15 protein-coding genes are annotated in these 16,252 nt (G+C 66.0%); 10 read left to right on the top strand and 5 right to left on the bottom strand.

The window, feature by feature from the left end; genetic code table 11:
• Positions 1 to 318 precede the first annotated feature (318 nt).
• The 3 genes from E8M01_RS18605 to E8M01_RS18595 form a co-directional block, all read right to left on the bottom strand.
• Positions 319 to 1,548 carry a M20/M25/M40 family metallo-hydrolase gene (locus tag E8M01_RS18605; protein WP_136961489.1) on the bottom strand — a complete coding sequence of 410 codons (1,230 nt, stop codon included), beginning with the start codon at positions 1,546 to 1,548 and terminating at the stop codon, positions 319 to 321.
• Positions 1,549 to 1,559: 11 nt separating this feature from the next.
• On the bottom strand, positions 1,560 to 2,840 hold the full coding sequence (locus tag E8M01_RS18600; protein WP_246088353.1) for an allantoate amidohydrolase: 1,281 nt from the start codon (positions 2,838 to 2,840) through the stop codon (positions 1,560 to 1,562).
• Between the two features lie 61 nt (positions 2,841 to 2,901).
• A complete protein-coding gene (locus tag E8M01_RS18595; RefSeq protein ID WP_136961487.1) occupies positions 2,902 to 4,119 on the bottom strand; it encodes a urate hydroxylase PuuD in 1,218 nt (405 codons plus the stop codon).
• A gap of 112 nt (positions 4,120 to 4,231) precedes the next feature.
• Between E8M01_RS18595 and E8M01_RS18590 the strand changes: the two genes are divergently transcribed.
• On the top strand, positions 4,232 to 5,164 hold the full coding sequence (locus E8M01_RS18590; RefSeq protein ID WP_136961486.1) for a LysR family transcriptional regulator: 933 nt from the start codon (positions 4,232 to 4,234) through the stop codon (positions 5,162 to 5,164).
• 68 nt (positions 5,165 to 5,232) lie between these two features.
• Here the strand turns inward: E8M01_RS18590 and E8M01_RS18585 are convergent, their stop codons facing one another.
• Positions 5,233 to 6,639, bottom strand: a complete 1,407-nt coding sequence (locus E8M01_RS18585; protein WP_136961485.1) for a nucleobase:cation symporter-2 family protein — start codon at positions 6,637 to 6,639, stop codon at positions 5,233 to 5,235.
• Between the two features lie 186 nt (positions 6,640 to 6,825).
• On the opposite strand from E8M01_RS18585, the gene uraH reads away from it, so the two are divergent.
• The 9 genes from uraH (at position 6,826) to E8M01_RS18540 (ending at position 14,288) form a co-directional block, all read left to right on the top strand.
• Positions 6,826 to 7,182, top strand: a complete 357-nt coding sequence (uraH, locus tag E8M01_RS18580) for a hydroxyisourate hydrolase (RefSeq protein WP_136961484.1) — start codon at positions 6,826 to 6,828, stop codon at positions 7,180 to 7,182.
• Between the two features lie 50 nt (positions 7,183 to 7,232).
• Entirely contained in the window at positions 7,233 to 8,657 is a 1,425-nt protein-coding gene (puuE, locus tag E8M01_RS18575; RefSeq protein ID WP_136961483.1) for an allantoinase PuuE, read from the top strand.
• A 407-nt stretch (positions 8,658 to 9,064) separates the two neighbouring features.
• A complete protein-coding gene (locus E8M01_RS18570) occupies positions 9,065 to 9,310 on the top strand; it encodes a hypothetical protein (RefSeq protein ID WP_136961482.1) in 246 nt (81 codons plus the stop codon).
• Between the two features lie 255 nt (positions 9,311 to 9,565).
• Entirely contained in the window at positions 9,566 to 9,823 is a 258-nt protein-coding gene (locus tag E8M01_RS18565; RefSeq protein WP_136961481.1) for a hypothetical protein, read from the top strand.
• A 14-nt stretch (positions 9,824 to 9,837) separates the two neighbouring features.
• Positions 9,838 to 11,379, top strand: coding sequence for a TolC family protein (locus E8M01_RS18560; protein ID WP_136961480.1), 1,542 nt, complete (start codon positions 9,838 to 9,840; stop codon positions 11,377 to 11,379).
• 13 nt (positions 11,380 to 11,392) lie between these two features.
• Positions 11,393 to 12,799, top strand: coding sequence for a multicopper oxidase family protein (locus E8M01_RS18555; RefSeq protein WP_211596657.1), 1,407 nt, complete (start codon positions 11,393 to 11,395; stop codon positions 12,797 to 12,799).
• Positions 12,800 to 12,825: 26 nt separating this feature from the next.
• A complete protein-coding gene (locus E8M01_RS18550; protein ID WP_170181960.1) occupies positions 12,826 to 13,284 on the top strand; it encodes a cupredoxin domain-containing protein in 459 nt (152 codons plus the stop codon).
• A 24-nt stretch (positions 13,285 to 13,308) separates the two neighbouring features.
• Positions 13,309 to 13,602 carry a copper-binding protein gene (locus E8M01_RS18545; protein WP_136961478.1) on the top strand — a complete coding sequence of 98 codons (294 nt, stop codon included), beginning with the start codon at positions 13,309 to 13,311 and terminating at the stop codon, positions 13,600 to 13,602.
• Between the two features lie 209 nt (positions 13,603 to 13,811).
• A complete protein-coding gene (locus E8M01_RS18540; protein ID WP_136961477.1) occupies positions 13,812 to 14,288 on the top strand; it encodes a DUF411 domain-containing protein in 477 nt (158 codons plus the stop codon).
• A gap of 337 nt (positions 14,289 to 14,625) precedes the next feature.
• On the opposite strand, the gene E8M01_RS18535 is transcribed toward E8M01_RS18540, so the two are convergent.
• A complete protein-coding gene (locus tag E8M01_RS18535; protein ID WP_170181959.1) occupies positions 14,626 to 16,077 on the bottom strand; it encodes a porin in 1,452 nt (483 codons plus the stop codon).
• Positions 16,078 to 16,252: the final 175 nt, after the last annotated feature.

Genomic DNA, 16,252 nt, shown 5'->3' with positions numbered 1-16,252 from the left:
TGCCCTGAACGACCTTGGCCATGCAAAGGCCGATCAGCGGGCATTTCCGGCAGTCGTTCGGCAAGGGCGACGGCGGACAACAGGGCATGTCCTCCGCCATTCCGATCATCGTGTCGGACTGCATCGCAACGGCAGCCGCAGGCGTGCCGATCGGCGCGAGAGTAAGTCCCACGACGACAAAGGCCGCCAGCAGCCGGCGAAAGATGCAAAGTTTACTCACGCTGGGAATCTCTCACAGGCCCGGCGTGGAGGGAAGGACGCGGTCATCACGACTGCGTGGAACATCGCCAAAGGGTTGGCGGAGGGCGGCTCCCGCCTTTAGCTCAAGAGATCGACGAGCGAGCGCGCGATCACCTCCGTCGCTTTCTCGAGATCGCTCAACCGCAATCTCTCGTCGGCCCGGTGGGCATTGGCCTCCTCGATCGATTTCGGGCCGGCGCCATAAAGCACCACCGGAACGCCCTTGGCGGCGTAGAGCCGCGCGTCGGTATAGAGCGGCACGCCGGTCGAGCGCACCGGCTCGCCGAACACCGCGGTCGCATGGCCGCCGACCAGCTCGGAGATCCGCCTCGCTTCCGCCGTCGCCTTCAGCGGCTCGGCGAGCAGAATGCGCCTGATGCTGACGCGCGCGGCCGGATAAGCCGCCGCGGCGGCGGCGATCAGGTCGCGCAGGGCGCTTTCGACGACGGCCGGGTTCTCTTCCGGGATCATGCGGCGATCGAGCCGGAAGGTGATCCGGTCGGGCACGACATTGGTGTTGATGCCGCCCTGGATGAGACCGACCGTGACCTGCGGACTGCCGATGCCGGGCACCGACGAGGTCGCCGCCTGCAAGGCCCGGCGCTCGGCATAGAGCGCTGCCAGGATCGGCGTCGCGGCTTCGAGCGCGTCGATGCCGGTCGCCGGGAGGGCCGCATGGGCCGACTTGCCTTCGACCACCACCTCCAGATGCAGGCAGCCATTATGGGCATCGACGACCGCGTAGCTGAAGCCGGCGGCGATCGCCATGTCCGGCCGGACAAGGCCCTGCGACAACAGCCAGCCGGGGCCGATCTCGCCGCCGGCCTCTTCGTCATAGGTCAGGTGCAGCTCGACGGTGCCGTTCAGCGGCAGGCCGGAGCGCTTCAGCGCATCGAGCGCGAAAGCATAGGTGGCGAAGTCGGATTTCGACACGGCGACGCCGCGGCCATACATCCAGCCGTCGACGACCGCCGCGCCGTAGGGATCCTGCGTCCATCCCTCGCCGGGCGGCACGACGTCGCCATGGGCATTGAGCGCGATCACCGGGCCGTCGCCGAAACGATGGCGGACGACCAGGTTGGTCACCGAAATCATGCCGTGGCGCGCCACCAGATCATCCGGCACCCGGTGCCGCTCGACCGTGAAACCGAGCCGTTCGAGCCATGCGGCGGCGTGCTCGGCATGGGCGGCGCAGTCGCCGGAGGGATTGTCCGAGGGCATTTTGACCAGCGCGGCGAGAAAGGCTACCTCGTCCTCGAAACGCTGGTGCACGAGATCATGCAGTCGGGCGGACTGGGCGGTCGTCATGGCTTGATCCTTCAGGTGGCGAGGTGATCGAGAAAATCGGCGAGAACACGCGCGGCGACATCGATGTCGTCAGCCGCGGCAAATTCGTCCGGGTGGTGGCTCAGCCCGTCGCGGCAGCGCACGAACAGCATGGCGAAGGGAAGCACGCCGCGAAACGCCATGGCGTCGTGACCGGCGCCGCTCGGCAATGAGGTGTAAGGCACACCGCAGCGCCCGGCGGACGCCGCCAGCCGCGCCGACAGCCCGGCATCGCAAGGCGCTGCCGGTGCCTCGTAGGACATGGCGATGTCGCAGCCGATGCCGCGTGCCCGGGCGATCGCCCTGATATCCCTGGTGATCGCGCCGAGAGCCGCCTCGCGCTGCGCGTCGAAGGGGCTGCGCAGATCCAGGGTCAGCCGCACCTTGCCGGGCACGGTGTTGACCGCTCCGCCAGGGGTCTCGATATGCCCGACGGTCGCGACGAGGCCGGGCTGTTCGCGCGCGCGCCGCTCGACCATCAGGATGATCTCGGCGGCCGCCGCCAGGGCGTCGCTGCGCAGGTCCATCGGGGTCGTGCCGGCATGGCTCGCCTTGCCGGTCAGCGCGACCGTTCCGCGCGAGGCGCCGTTGATCGCGGTCACCACGCCGATCGCGAGCCCGCTCGCCTCCAGCACCGGTCCCTGTTCGATATGAACTTCGACATAACCCAGCGTGTCGGCCGGCGAGCGCGCCGACCGGGGGATGGTCGCGACGTCGCAGCCGAAGCTTGCCAGCGCCTCGCGACGCGACACGCCGGCGCTGTCGCGCTCGTCGAGCGTCGCGGCATCGAACCTGCCGGCCATGGCACGCGAGCCGCCGAGCGTGCTGGCGAAGCGCACGCCCTCTTCATCGCCGAAGGCCACGACCTCGATCGCCAGGGGATATCGATGCCCGCGCCGGTGCAGCGACCGCACCACTTCCAGCGCGGTCACGACCCCGAGATTGCCGTCGAAGCGCCCGGCATTGCGGACCGTGTCGATATGCGAGCCGATGACCAGGGCCGGAGCCTTGGGCGTCGTCCCTTCATAACGGCCGATCAGACTGCCGAGGCCGTCGAGCGACACCTGCATGCCCGCCTCGGTCATCCAGGACGACACGAGATCGACGGCGCGGCGATGCGCCGGACCGAGGTAAAGCCTGGTCAGCACGCCCGGCTCGTCGGTGATGCCGGCGAGCTCATCGAGGCGCGCCACGATCGCGCGGCCAAGCGCGATGCCGGCATGGTCGCCGGCCAATGTCCCGAAGGCGGCGGACGGATTCTCCGATAGCGGCACCATGGGCTCCTGCGATGGCGTGGCGGGTTGGTCAAAAGGGCGCATCATGCGGCATCGATCGTCAGCGCGGGCCCGCCCAGTCCGCCAGGACGCGGCGCTCGCCGGCGGTCATGCCGGTGATGTTTTGCGGCGGCATGGCATGGGTGATCACCGATTGCAGCCGGATGGCCTCCCTTTGGCGCGCTATCGTCTCGGGACTGTCGAGCACGACGCCCTTCGGCGCGACGCCGATGCCGTCCCAGACCGGCTGGAGCGCATGGCACATGCTGCAGCGGCCAATGACGATATCGGCGACGGCGGTTGGCGCCCGCGGCGTTGCCGCGGCATGCCTGATGTCGCCGAGCGGCGCCAGGCCAAGCCTTTCGCGGCCGATCGGCGACGAGGCCATGCTGATCCAGCCGGCCCACATGATGCAGATCGCCGCCACCGCCCAGGTCCACCAGGGCTGGCCCTTGCCGGCGTGGCTGACATTGTAGAAGTGCCTGACCAGCGCACCGGCGACCAGAACCAGCCCGACGATCACCCAGGCGAACGGCGAGGAGTAGGTGAGCGGATAGTGGTTCGACAACATCAGGAACACGACCGGCAAGGTCAGGTAGTTGTTGTGGGTCGACCGGGCTTTGGCCTGCTTGCCGAAGTCAGGATTCGGCGTGCGGCCGGCGAGCAGGTCCTTGATGGTCTTGCGCTGGTTGGGAATGATGTTGAAGAACACATTGCCCGACATCATCGTCGCCATCATGGCGCCGGTATGCAGCAGCGCGCCGCGCCCGGAAAAGACCTGCTGGAACAGGAAGGCCATCAGGATGATGAAGGCGAAACCGACGGCCGCGAGCGCCACCTCATGCCTGATCAGCGGCGAGCGGCAGAGACCGTCATAGACCAGCCAGCCGAGGGCCAGTCCACCAAGGCCAATGGCGGCGGCGGCTAGCCGCGACAGTTCCATCACCTGCGGATCGACCAGGTACAGGTCGGCGCCGGCATAATAGATCCAGACGAGCAGGAAGAAGCCGGAGATCCAGGTCGAATAGGACTGCCACTTGTGCCAGATCATATCCGGCGGCAGGTGAGCCGGTGCCTCCAGATATTTCCGGACCTCGTAGAATCCGCCGCCATGCACTTCCCAGGCCGCGCCGCCCTTGCCCGGGCGGATCTCCGGAATGGCCTTGAGCGAGGCGTCCAGGTGCATGAAGTAGAAGGATGATCCGATCCAGGCGATGCCTGTGATCACATGCACCCAGCGCAGCAGCAGGCTGCCCCATTCCGCAATGATCGGATCCACGATCGCTGTCCTCCCCGACTTTCTCCGGACAGCCTAGGTCACTGGCCATTCCCCTTGAACACGCAAAAAGTAGTGATATTTTCGTCCTGGCATTGAAAATCATGAGGGCGCGATGGGCTTCGTCGAAGACGCCAGGATCTTTGCCCGCGCCGTCGAAAAGGGCAGCTTTTCCGCCGCCGGACGGGACCTGCGCATGTCCGCGGCGGTGGTCAGCAGCCGCATCCTGGCGCTGGAGCAGAAGCTCGGCTGCCGCCTGTTCAACCGGACGACCCGGAAGATCCAGCTGACCTCGGTCGGGCGGTCGTTCTTCGAGCGCATCGTCGATGTGCTGGACGCGGTCGAGCGTGCCGAGGCGAGCGTCGCTTTGGAAGGCGGCGCGCCGCGCGGATCGCTGAAGGTGACGGCGCCGCTCGGGCTCGGACGCAGGCTCGTCGGCCCGGTCGTGACGACCTTCAGGGCCGCCCAGCCGAATATCGACATCCGCTTGCGGCTCGCCGAACACCTGCTCGATCTGATCGGCGAGGGCATCGACCTGGCGCTTCGGATGGCGGATCTGTCCGATTCAAGTTTCATCGTCCGCAAGGTGGCGACCATCGAGCGCATTCTCTGCGCCTCGCCGGCCTATATCGAAGCGCATGGCGCGCCGAAGACGCCGGACGACCTGTTCGACCACCAATGCCTGCTGTTGCGTTTTCCGGGCTCCCGGCAGTTTCGGCTCACCTTGCGGCAAGGCCGGGAGGCCAGGACTCTGGCGGTCAGCGGCGCCATCGACTGCGACGACGGCGACGTCCTGACCCAGTGGGCGCTCGCCGGTTCCGGCATCGTGATGAAGCCGGTGTTCGAGGTCGCCGAACAATTGACCAGGGGCACGCTGGTGCAGGTGATGCCCGACGCCACGCCGGAACCAACCACATTGGCGATCATCTATCCGTCGCGGCAATTGCCGCCGCCGGGCCACCGGGCCTTTTCCGACCTGCTGCTGGAAGCCGGCCGCAGCCATGTCGCGACCGAGCTCGGCAAACTCGGCAAACGGCTGGAAAACTGATGGCGCCCGGACGGCTCCGCCGCATCGCGGCAGGCCGATCCGGGCGCCGGTCCTTGGGACCGATGCGATCAGTGCGCGGCGTCGGCCATGGCGCCGGCGTCGCGGACCTCGGCCTGTGCTTCGGCCGTGGTCTTGAAGCCGTTGAAGTAGATGTTCAGGCCGACGGCGGCGATCGCCGCCAAAAGGATGCCGGACTCGAGCAAGGGATGCAGGCTGTGCGGCATGTGCCGGAAGAAGTTCGGCGCGACCAGCGGGATCATGCCGAGGCCAACGGCAATGGCGACGATGTAGAGATTGTTCCGATTGCCGCGAAAATCGACGGTCGTCAGGATGCGCACGCCGGTCGCCGCGACCATGCCGAACATCACGATCCCCGCCCCGCCGAGCACCGCCGAGGGGATCGCCTCGGCGAGCGCGCCGAGCTTGGGGATGAGCCCCATGAACAGCAGGATGATGCCGCCGACCGCCGTGACGAAACGCGAGCGCACCCCGGTGACGCCGACCAGACCGACATTCTGCGAGAACGAGGTATAGGGGAAGGTGTTGAAGAGGCCACCGATCATGGTGCCCAGGCCGTCGGCCCTGAGGCCCTTGGTCAGGTCGTCCTGGCTGACCTTGCGGCTGGTCATGTCGCCGATCGCCAGGAACATTCCGGTCGACTCGATCATCACCACGATCATCACCAGGCACATGGTGATGATCGAGACCGGTTCGAACTTCGGCAGGCCGAACTGGAAAGGATAGATGAAGCCGAACCAGTCAGCCCTGCCGACGACATCAAAATTCATCTTGCCCACGGCAAAGGCGGCCATGCAGCCGATGGCGATCCCCAGAAGGACCGCGATGTTCTGGACGAAGCCCTTGCCATATTTGGTCAGGGCCAGCACGACGCACAGGACGAACAGCGCGAGCGCCAGGCTGTCGAGCGCGCCATAGCCCGGATTGGGGTTGTCGATCAGCCTGAGCTTGCCGTCGATCATGGTGGTGATGAAGGCCGGCCCGCCCGCCGCCCAGCCGATGCCGACGCGCATCAGCGAGACGCCGATCACCAGAATGATGGTGCCGGTGACGACCGGCGGAAAGAAGCGCAGCATGCGGCTGATGAAGGGCGCGAGCATCAGGGCGAAGAAGCCGGAGGCGATGATGGCGCCGAATATGCCGGTAATGCCAAGGTTCGGATCGCGCCCGATCGCCAGCATCGGCGCGACCGAAGCAAAGGTCACCCCCATCATGACCGGCAGGCGAATGCCGACGCCGGGAATGCCGAGCGACTGGATCAGCGTGACGACCCCGCAGGCAAAAAGATCGGCGCTGATCAGCAAGGCCACCTGGTCGGGCGTCATGTTGAGCGCGCGGCCGATGATCAGCGGCACCGCGATGGCGCCCGCATACATCACGAGAACATGCTGAAGGCCGAGCGCGAACATTCTTGGCGCCGGCAGCACCTGGTCAACTGGATGAACCTGATCGGCCATCGTCTTGTCCTCCCCATGCGGGCGCTGGCCGAATTTCCCGGTCTTGAAGAGCACTCGCCGGGACATTGAAGGTCGCCGACGAACCCCAAGCAATGATCTCAAAATCGGTAAGATTTTCAAAATTTGCATGAAAATGAACGGCCGCCGGTCGGGTTAACTGGCAGCCGTCAACAGGCGGGGAACGCAATGGGACGACTTTCGACACATGTGCTCGACACCGTCGCCGGACGGCCGGCCGCCGGCATGGATGTGGCGCTCTATCGCCTCGCCGAAGACGGCGCCCGGGCGCTGATCACAAAGGCCAGGACCGGAGAGGACGGCCGCACCGCCGAGCCGCTGCTGGCCGGCGCGGCGCTGGTGGCGGGAACCTATGAACTGGTGTTCGGCGTCGCGGCCTATTTCCGCGCCGCCGGGGCCGCCCAGGCCGACCCGCCATTCCTGGATGACGTGCCGATCCGCTTCACCATCGGCGACGCGCAGGCGCATTATCATGTGCCGCTGATCGCGACCCCGTGGAGCTATCAGACCTATCGCGGCAGCTGAGACCTCGATCGCCGCCCCATTCCGACAGACCCGATGCCGCGAGGCCCGTCATGCAGAACACCCCCTACCCCCGAGACATGATCGGTTATGGCCGCACTCCGCCAACGGCCAACTGGCCGGGCGGCGCGCGCATCGCCGTGCAGTTCGTGATCAATTACGAGGAAGGCGGGGAGAACAATGTCCTGCATGGCGATCCGGCGTCGGAAGCCTTCCTGTCGGAAATGATCGGGGCGCAGCCCTGGCCCGGCCAGCGCCACCCGAGCATGGAGTCGATCTACGAATATGGCTCGCGCGCCGGGTTCTGGCGGCTCTGGCGGCTGTTCACCAAGCGCCGGCTGCCGGTGACCGTCTATGGCGTCGCGACCGCCCTGGAGCGTCATCCAGACGCCGTCGCCGCCATGCGGGAAGCCGACTGGGAGATCGCCAGCCACGGGCTGAAATGGATCGACCACCGGGACATGCCGATCGCCGAGGAGCGCGCCGCCATCGCCGAGGCCCTGCGCATTCACACCGCTGTGTGCGGTGAACGGCCGCTCGGCTGGTACACCGGACGGACCTCGGAAAACACGCTGGATCTCGTCATGCAAGACGGCGGGTTCCTGTATTCCGCCGATTCCTATGCCGACGACCTGCCCTACTGGGTCGACGGGCCGAAAAGCCCACATCTCATCGTGCCCTATACGCTCGATGCCAACGACATGCGCTTCGCCACCGCGCAAGGCTTCAATTCGGGCGACCAGTTCCTCGCCTACCTGAAGGACTCGTTCGACGTCCTCTATGCCGAGGGCACGGATGGCGCGCCGAAAATGCTGTCGATCGGGCTGCATTGCCGGCTCGCCGGACGACCGGGGCGGCTCGCCTCGCTTGCGCGCTTTCTCGACCATATCCAGGGTCACGAGAAGGTCTGGATCTGCCGGCGCGTCGACATCGCCAGGCACTGGGCGATCCATCACTACCCGGCCGGGGGTCGGCCGAGCGGCATGACCCGGCCGGTCCTCGTCGCGAAATTCGGCGATGTCTTCGAGCATACGCCCGAGATCGTCGCGCGCGCCCACGACGCCGGATTGACCTCGGCCGATGATACGGCGGAAGGCCTGCACGGCGCTCTCACCGCGGTGCTCGATGCCATGACCGACGGCGAAAAGCGCGCGCTGATCAATGCCCATCCCGATCTCGCGGGCCGGCTTGCCGCGGCCGGGCAATTGACCGCCGATTCCGCCAACGAACAGGCCGGAGCCAACCTGGACCGCTTGACGCCCGACGAGCTTGCGCGTTTCACCGCGCTCAACGACGCCTATCGGGCGCGCCACCACTTCCCCTTCATCATGGCCGTCAAGGGCGCGACGAAGCAGGCTGTGCTCGACGCCTTCGAGCGGCGCATGACCAACTCCGCCGAGGACGAATTCGCAACCGCGATCGCCGAGATCAAGCGGATCGCTTTGTTCAGGCTGAAGGATCGTATGCGCGCCGCATGACACGCGCCGGCGCATGACCGCGCTGAACCGTGCCCCCGCCTGAACAGCGCCGAGCCTCGACCGCGGCTCCCGAGCCCTTCCGTCGTCCCCGAAGGCGCGCGCGAGATCGCCGCCCCGGCTTGACGGTACATGCCGTCGCGCCGCGGGCCGAACGAGCGTCCGACGGCGAAGACCAGCGGCCTACGTTACAAACGCCTTCATCTTCTGTAATATAACTTTTGTCTCTTGAAATATTACGCAATATTATGAAATATATACTCCTCTTATAACAATATTCGCGAACACGTGATTAGCCATACCATTGGTTACGTCGTATGCGAAGGGAGTTTCGAGCGAATACGGTTCGCCGAAACGACGATCTCGCCCATCGCGCAGTGATAGTTGCTGACATTGTCTGGAGGAAAACCATGATGAAGCTCATTCTTGCTGCGATACTCTTGCCGCTGGCCATGGCTCCGGCGCTGGCCCACCGGATCAGCGATACCACCGGCCAAACCGGAGCCCGGCACACGCGCGGCGCGGCGCCGACCGGCGCGTGCCTCAATTGCGCCGATAACGACCGGTCGCGGTCGATCTCGGTATCGCCCGCCGAGCGCATCCAGATCGATCGCCAGGCCGTGCCGTCCAGTGCCTTTTCGGACAGCGGCTCCTGATCCGAGCCGACAGATCCGCCATTGACGCCGGGATGTTTCATCCCGGCGTTTTTCGTTGCGCGGGACGCAGCGGACAGACGTCGCTGCAAATCGCCCCCCGGACCGGATGACTGCATGCCCCGGCGGCCTCGATGCGCGCCGGTTTCCGGCCGCGGGCCGGACCACGCAGGGCAATAAATTGTAACGATCGAGAAATACGACCTGCGAACAGCCTCGTTAGCGTCCCCGTGATGATTCAGCTTCAACGGGGCCCGCATGCCGCAGACGACCAGCTTTGCGTCCACTCGAATTCGGATTTTCGGCATTGCCATTGCGGCCAGCCTGACGCTTGGCGCCTGCAGCGAGACGGGCGCAAGAGCACGCCTGGGCGAACCGGCCGCCGACCCCGCCATCGCCAGCCGGCAAGTCCGGTATCAGCCTGTCCTCGCCGGCTTCACCGGCTTCCGTCCTGTCGGGCCGATCGACTGGGGGCGGTCGAACCAACGCGTCGCCCCCGGTTCCCCGGTGCGATGAGGACGATGGCGATCATGGCATTGTCCGAACACAGAGACCCGATCGGCGGCCGGCCGGATACCGCGAAGAAGCGGCTCAAACCGGCCCGGCTCGGCGCCCTGCTGATTGGTGCGGCCACCGCCCTTGGCGGCTGCGCGAGCTATAGCCCCGACGGAGGCCTTGCGGTCACACGCGACATTGCCGCACGGGAGCTGCGGCAGGAGGTGGTTCGCGTCAGGGAGCCGGCCGACAGCGACCGGGTGAGAGCCCGGGTCACCGGCCTGCTGCGCTCGCCGCTGACCGTCGACCGGGCGGTGCAGATCGCCCTCATCAACAATCGCGGCTTGCAGGCGGCCTATAATGATCTCGGGATTTCGGAAGCGCTGTTCGTCCAGGCCAGCCTGCCGCCGAGCCCAACCCTGTCGCTGACACGGCTGGCCAGCACCGGCGCGATCGAGATCGAACGTCAATTGCTGGTCAATATCCTCGGGCTCGCGACGCTGCCGCAGCGGCGCGCCGTCGCCGAGGTCCGGTTTACCCAGGCCCAATTGCGCGCCGCCGACGAGACCCTTCGCCTCGCCGGCGAGACACGCCGGGCCTATTATCGGGTGGTCGCCTCCGGCCAGCTGGTCAATTTCCTTGCCCAGACCAGCACGGCGGCGCGCACCGCCTCCGAACTGTTCAAGCGGCTCGGCGAAACCGGCGCGGTGAACCGGCTCGACCAGGCGCGCGAGCACGTGTTCTACGCCGATGTCGCGGCGCAGCTCGCCCGCGCCCGCCTGCAACACCAGGCCGATCGCGAACGCCTGATCCGGGTGCTCGGGCTGTGGGAGAACATTGCCGCGCTGACGCTGCCGGCCCAATTGCCTGGCCTGCCGCGCCGCCCCGCCGCCCGCGAGGCCATCGAACGGGAGGCTCTGGAGAAAAGGCTGGATCTCAGGATCGCCCGGCTCGAGGTCGACGGCGTCGCCCGCCAGCTCGACCTGACCCAATGGTCACGCTTCCTGAACGTGCTGGAGCTGCAGGGCGCATTGAACAACGAGCGATCGACCCGCACCGAGCGATCCTACAGCCTGCAAGGCGGGCAGATCGTCGAGAGCCGCCAGGTCGAATTCGAGCGGACCCGTGTGAGCGGCCTGTCGCTGGAAGTCCAGATCCCCCTGGATCTGGGCGAGAGCCGCCTGAGGGACGCCCGCGAGACCTATCTGCGCTCGATCAATCGCCTGGTCGAACGCGGTGTCAATGTGCGCTCGGAAGCACGCGAGGCCTACCAGCGCTACCGCGGCGGCTTCGACTTCGCCCGGCATTACCAGTCGCAGATCCTGCCGCTGCGCCAGATCATCGCCGATGAAAGCCAGCTTCGCTACAATGGCATGATGGTCGACGTGTTTTCGCTTCTGACCGAGGCGCGCGCCCGCATTGCGGCCAATGCCGCGGCGATCGAAGCGCGCCGCGACTTCTGGATCGCCCATAGCGATCTGCAATTTGCGGTCATCGGCGGCTCATCGCCCGGCGGATCAGCTGAAACCCCCACCACAGCGGTCGCAGGCGCCCAAGGCGGCGCGGCAGCCCACTGACGAGGAAGCAATCATGTCCGTATCGCGACGTGGATTTTTTGGCACGGCCGGCGCCGGGCTCGCCCTGGTCGGCGCCTCGCAGGTCAGCGGGCAGGCCCAGACCGCGAGCCTGCCGGAGGCACCGACCATGACCAGGCCGAATACCCAGCCGCCGCTCGCACCGCCATCCAGCGGACCGGATTACCAGCCGGTCGTCACGCTGAACGGCTGGACCTTGCCGTCGCGCATGAATGGCGAATGGAAGGAGTTCCATCTCGTCGCCGAACCGGTGGTGCGCGAGATCTCGCCCGGCATGGTCGCCCATCTCTGGGGCTATAACGGCCAGAGCCCGGGCCCGACGATCGAGGCGGTGGAGGGCGACAAGCTGCGCATCTTCGTCACCAACCGGCTGCCGGAAAGCACCGCGGTGCATTGGCACGGCCAGATCCTGCCGTCCGGCATGGATGGCGTCGGCGGGCTGACCCAGCCGCACATCCCGCCGGGCAAGACCTTTGTCTACGAGTTCCAGCTGCGCAAGAGCGGCACCTTCATGTACCACTCGCATTCCGACGAGATGGTCCAGATGGCCATGGGGATGATGGGTTTCTTCGTGGTACATCCGCGCGACCCCGCCCTGCACCGCGTCGATCGCGACTTCGTCTTCCTTCTCAATACGTTCGACATCGACCCCGGCACCTATGTGCCGAAGGTCTCGACCATGACCGATTTCAACATCTGGTGCATGAACAGCCGGACCTGGCCCGGCCTCGATCCCCTGGTGGTCGCCAAGAACGACCGCGTCCGCGTCAGGATCGGCAATCTCAGCATGACCAATCACCCGATCCACATGCATGGTTACGACTTCGAAGTGACCTGCACCGATGGCGGCTGGGTGCGTCCCGAGGCGCGCTGGCCTGAGGTGACCATCGACGTGCCTGTCGGTGCCATGCGCGCCTATGAGTTCCACGCGGTGAACGAAGGCGACTGGGCGTTTCACTGCCACAAGTCACATCACACGATGGGGCCGATGGGCCACGACACGCGCACGATGATCGGCGTGGACCAGCGGCAGCTGTCCCGCGCGATCCGGGGGCTGGTGCCGGGCTTCATGCCGATGGGCAGCGCCGGCATGGGCGAGATGGGCGCGATGGAGATGCCGCTGCCCGCCAACACGCTGCCGATGATGACCGGCGACGGGCCGTTCGGCCCGGTCGAGATGGGCGGCATGTTCACCGTGATGAAGGTTCGCGAAGGGCTGGCGGCCGGCGACTACAAGGATCCCGGTTGGTACCAGCACCCTCAGGGCACGGTGGCCTATGAATGGAAAGGCGCGCCACTCGCCCCGCCCGCGCGCGCCGGCACGCCGCCCGGACCGCCGCCTGCCGCGCGCGTGCTCGACCGCGCCGCGCGCCGCGCCCGCGGCGGCCACTCCAACCACTGACATCCAGACCCGGACGAGGACAGATCATGTCGAGGAACTCAACTCTGCTGGCCATTGCCGCCACCATCGCCCTGACCGGCATTGCGGTAGCGCATGGCCCGTCATCGCCCGCCGGCGAGGCCGGTCATGCCGGCAGCGTCACGCGCACCGTCGAGGTGCGGATGCTGGAAGGCGACGGCCGCATGCTGTTCGAACCGGCCGAGATCACCATCAAGCGGGGCGATACGGTGCGCTTCGTGGTCAAGAATGCCGGCGCGCTCGACCACGAGATGGTCATCGATACGCTCGAGGGCAATCAACGCCACAAGGCCGCGATGGAGCGCAATCCGGACATGGAACATGCCGATCCGAATGCTGTGAAGGTCGAGCCCGCGAGAACAGGCGAAATCGTCTGGCGTTTCACCAATGCCGGCACCTTCGAATATGCCTGCCTGATCCCGGGTCATTACCAGGCCGGCATGCATGGCCGGATCAACGTGCGCTGAGCGGCGCCACGAGAGGAGGTTCCCATGTATATCATCAAAGCTCTCGCCCTCGCCCTTGCCGTCACGACCATGGGCCACGTCGCCACGGCGACCGCCCAGGCGGTGACCGGCGAGGTCGTCAAGATCGAAGCCGAGCGTGGCCGGATCACGCTCAAGCACGGACCCATCCCGAACCTGGACATGGACGGCATGACCATGGTCTTCCGGGTCGCCGATCCAGCCATGCTGCAGCAGGTGCGTGAAGGTGATCGGGTCCGCTTCGATGCCGACCGCGTCAATGGCAACATCACCATTACCCGCATCCAGCGCGCCCGCTGAGACGGCCGGCGGCGGCGAGACGCCCCCGGGCCTTGGCGATTGTCTCCGGGGTTGCAGCTGACGCGTGAGCCGACCGCGCCCGATCGCGGTCGGCTCATGGCCGTTTGCGCCGGCGCTCGCGGAGCGGCGCGACCGGGCTCCGACCAGCGCGTGTCGCCTTGAAACAGCTTGAAACAGATGGAATAACGCAAGGGGCGGAGGTGAGAACCATGGCCGTCGATCGAAGAGTATTTCTCACGGCGCTGGCCTTGGCCGGCGCGACCGGTGCCCGATCGACCGCGGCTGCGGCCAAGCCGATCGTCGTCGTGCACAAGGATCCGTCCTGCGGCTGCTGCGGCGCCTGGGTCGAGCATATCGCCGCCGCCGGATTTCCGACCAGGGTCGTCGAAGACGTCAGGGTCAATGCGGTCAAGGCGCGGCTCGGCGTCCCCGTTGCGATGCGATCCTGCCATACGGCCGAGGTCGACGGTTATGTCATCGAAGGCCATGTGCCGGTGGCGGCGCTCGAGCGGCTGCTCGCCGAACGCCCGGCCGTGCGCGGCCTCGCGGTACCCGGCATGCCGATCGGATCGCCGGGCATGGAGGTGCCGGGCGAGCCGGCCGAGACCTATGACGTCATGGCTTTCGGCACCGACAGCGCAGCCGTTTTCATGCGCTTTCGCGGGTCGGACCGCATCGACGGCTGAAGGATCCTGCCGGTGACGCCGCGCAGCTTACGGGACTTGCGCATCGGTCTTCCGCCGTCGATTGCCGGGCTAACGAACGGCTCGCGATTTTCGCCGGGCCCGGCCGTAACTTTCCGGCATCAATCGATGGGCGTCCTCGCCACCGACGGATAAGCGTTGCCACTGGAAATACCGCTCATCGATCCAGTTGGCTGGCTGGCATCCGCTTCAGGAGGCATGGACACCAGCCAGCGCAAGAGGAGCACAGCAACCAAGGCGGGCACACCTTCAGTGGCGGCTGTGCTCAAGGCCCCCGGCGGCACACGGCCACCGGGCGCCAATGATGTTCGACTTCAGGTCAGAAGTTGCGCTGCACCCGGGCGGTTGCCACCCAGGCTCCCTCGGAGCCACGCGGCGTGCTGCTCGGCGTAATGATCGGAATGCCGCCGGCCTGCGTCCGCGCTTGAATATTGTGATAGACAAGCTCCAGGCCGAGATCGAGGTTGCGCACCGGCGACCAGATCGTGTTCACGCCGACCGTCGCGTATTTCAGGTTCCAGAGCGACGACGCGGCCGGCTGATCGATCTTGGAATAGGACCCGAAAATCGCCGAACGCAATGCCGGGGTCCAGAAGTGGCGGAACCCGGCCGCGACCGACCACGCCTTCGTGGTCTGGATCGTTGGGGTGGCGCTCGCCGTATTGACGATGCCGTCCCGCAATTGCGTGTTGAGCGCATTGACGCCTGCAAGATTTCCCGCGCCATAGATGCCCTCACGGTCACCGCCCTGATTGCCCACGCTGAAAGCGTAGTCGAGAGCCCCGTTGGCATAGACCGCCTGCAGCCAGAGAACGTCGCCACGGGCAAGCATATCGAGGTTGAGGCGGACACCGCCACCGACGACCCAACCGAGCTTGTCGCCGGCGGCGGCAATGGGCGCGCCGAAGTTCCGGCCGCCGGCGGTAGTGACGGGTGCCGCGTTCCAACCGACGTCGGTGAGTTGATGAAGCGCACCCATGAGCTGCGCGGAGCCCCACGCCTGATCGACGCGCAGGTTCGCAACAATGTCGGGCAGCTTCTGAGGCCCGTAGGTCAGGCCATAGAGCCCGGACAGCGGTCGCGACAGCGGAACCTGGTTGGGGCCAGCCGCGCCGTCGAGAAAGACATCGCCGTTGCCGTGCCGCCGATACATTGAATCCTCAATGGCGACCGACGCCGAGAAACCGGAGCCGAGCGAGGCCGTATAGGCCAGCACGGTGGTCCCGCGGGCGGTCGTTGCAAAGCTACCCGAATACTGAAGATCGCCCTGATAGAAATTGAAGAACGAACTCGAGAAGCCCGCCGTGAACCCCGCGAACTGAATAAAGGCCCGCTCGACATTGATCGCCGAAGCGCGCGGTGACTGGCCAACGCCGCCGTTGATCAGGCCTTGGGAATTGACGGAGCCACTGAATGGGCCCCGGTAGGCGCTGAACTGGCCGAATGCGCGAAGCAATCCGTATTCGGTGTTCGAGCGCGCATCAAAATTCAGCGTCATGCGTACAGATGTCGAATACAGCTGATCGAAATATGATGTGCCGAGAGAGGTGACGCCGGTGGCGGGATTCGTCCGGTTTCCCGCCGAGGAATTCACAACATAGTCGGCGCGGACAAAACCTCCGATGCGAAGGCATGTGTCGGTCCCCGGGATGAAGTAAAATCCCGCGCCATAGGTGTCGCAGATCCGCACATACTCCGCCGGGCTTGCCTTGCCCGGCAGATCGGCGGCGTTGGCCCCCGTGACGGCCGTCAATCCGATGGCGCAGCCCAAGAATACTTCTCGTTTTATTGTCATGCGACAGATCTCCCACTATCCTGATTGTCGTCCGGCTCTTTTGAGCTCTGGACATGATGATTTAGTTCGACGCGCTTATGCGCCGCCGGTTGTGCGAAGCATTCACGCGCCGATCTGAGATTTTTTGATCTTTTGACTGAACAGATGGCGA

Origin of the sequence: Phreatobacter stygius (genome assembly GCF_005144885.1) — a bacterium.
Lineage (GTDB): Bacteria > Pseudomonadota > Alphaproteobacteria > Rhizobiales > Phreatobacteraceae > Phreatobacter > Phreatobacter stygius.
The sequence above is the reverse complement of the archived record's forward strand: the minus strand, read 5'-3'. Positions and strand labels throughout refer to the sequence as shown.

Coding starts and splice junctions, on each gene's coding strand:
- E8M01_RS18550 (WP_170181960.1), top strand. CDS start 12,826: ATGTCGAGGAACTCAACTCTGCTGGCCATTGCCGCCACCATCGCCCTG.
- E8M01_RS18545 (WP_136961478.1), top strand. CDS start 13,309: ATGTATATCATCAAAGCTCTCGCCCTCGCCCTTGCCGTCACGACCATG.
- E8M01_RS18565 (WP_136961481.1), top strand. CDS start 9,566: ATGCCGCAGACGACCAGCTTTGCGTCCACTCGAATTCGGATTTTCGGC.
- E8M01_RS18555 (WP_211596657.1), top strand. CDS start 11,393: ATGTCCGTATCGCGACGTGGATTTTTTGGCACGGCCGGCGCCGGGCTC.
- E8M01_RS18590 (WP_136961486.1), top strand. CDS start 4,232: ATGGGCTTCGTCGAAGACGCCAGGATCTTTGCCCGCGCCGTCGAAAAG.
- puuE (WP_136961483.1), top strand. CDS start 7,233: ATGCAGAACACCCCCTACCCCCGAGACATGATCGGTTATGGCCGCACT.
- E8M01_RS18560 (WP_136961480.1), top strand. CDS start 9,838: ATGGCATTGTCCGAACACAGAGACCCGATCGGCGGCCGGCCGGATACC.
- uraH (WP_136961484.1), top strand. CDS start 6,826: ATGGGACGACTTTCGACACATGTGCTCGACACCGTCGCCGGACGGCCG.
- E8M01_RS18570 (WP_136961482.1), top strand. CDS start 9,065: ATGATGAAGCTCATTCTTGCTGCGATACTCTTGCCGCTGGCCATGGCT.
- E8M01_RS18605 (WP_136961489.1), bottom strand. CDS start 1,548: ATGACGACCGCCCAGTCCGCCCGACTGCATGATCTCGTGCACCAGCGT.
- E8M01_RS18540 (WP_136961477.1), top strand. CDS start 13,812: ATGGCCGTCGATCGAAGAGTATTTCTCACGGCGCTGGCCTTGGCCGGC.
- E8M01_RS18585 (WP_136961485.1), bottom strand. CDS start 6,639: ATGGCCGATCAGGTTCATCCAGTTGACCAGGTGCTGCCGGCGCCAAGA.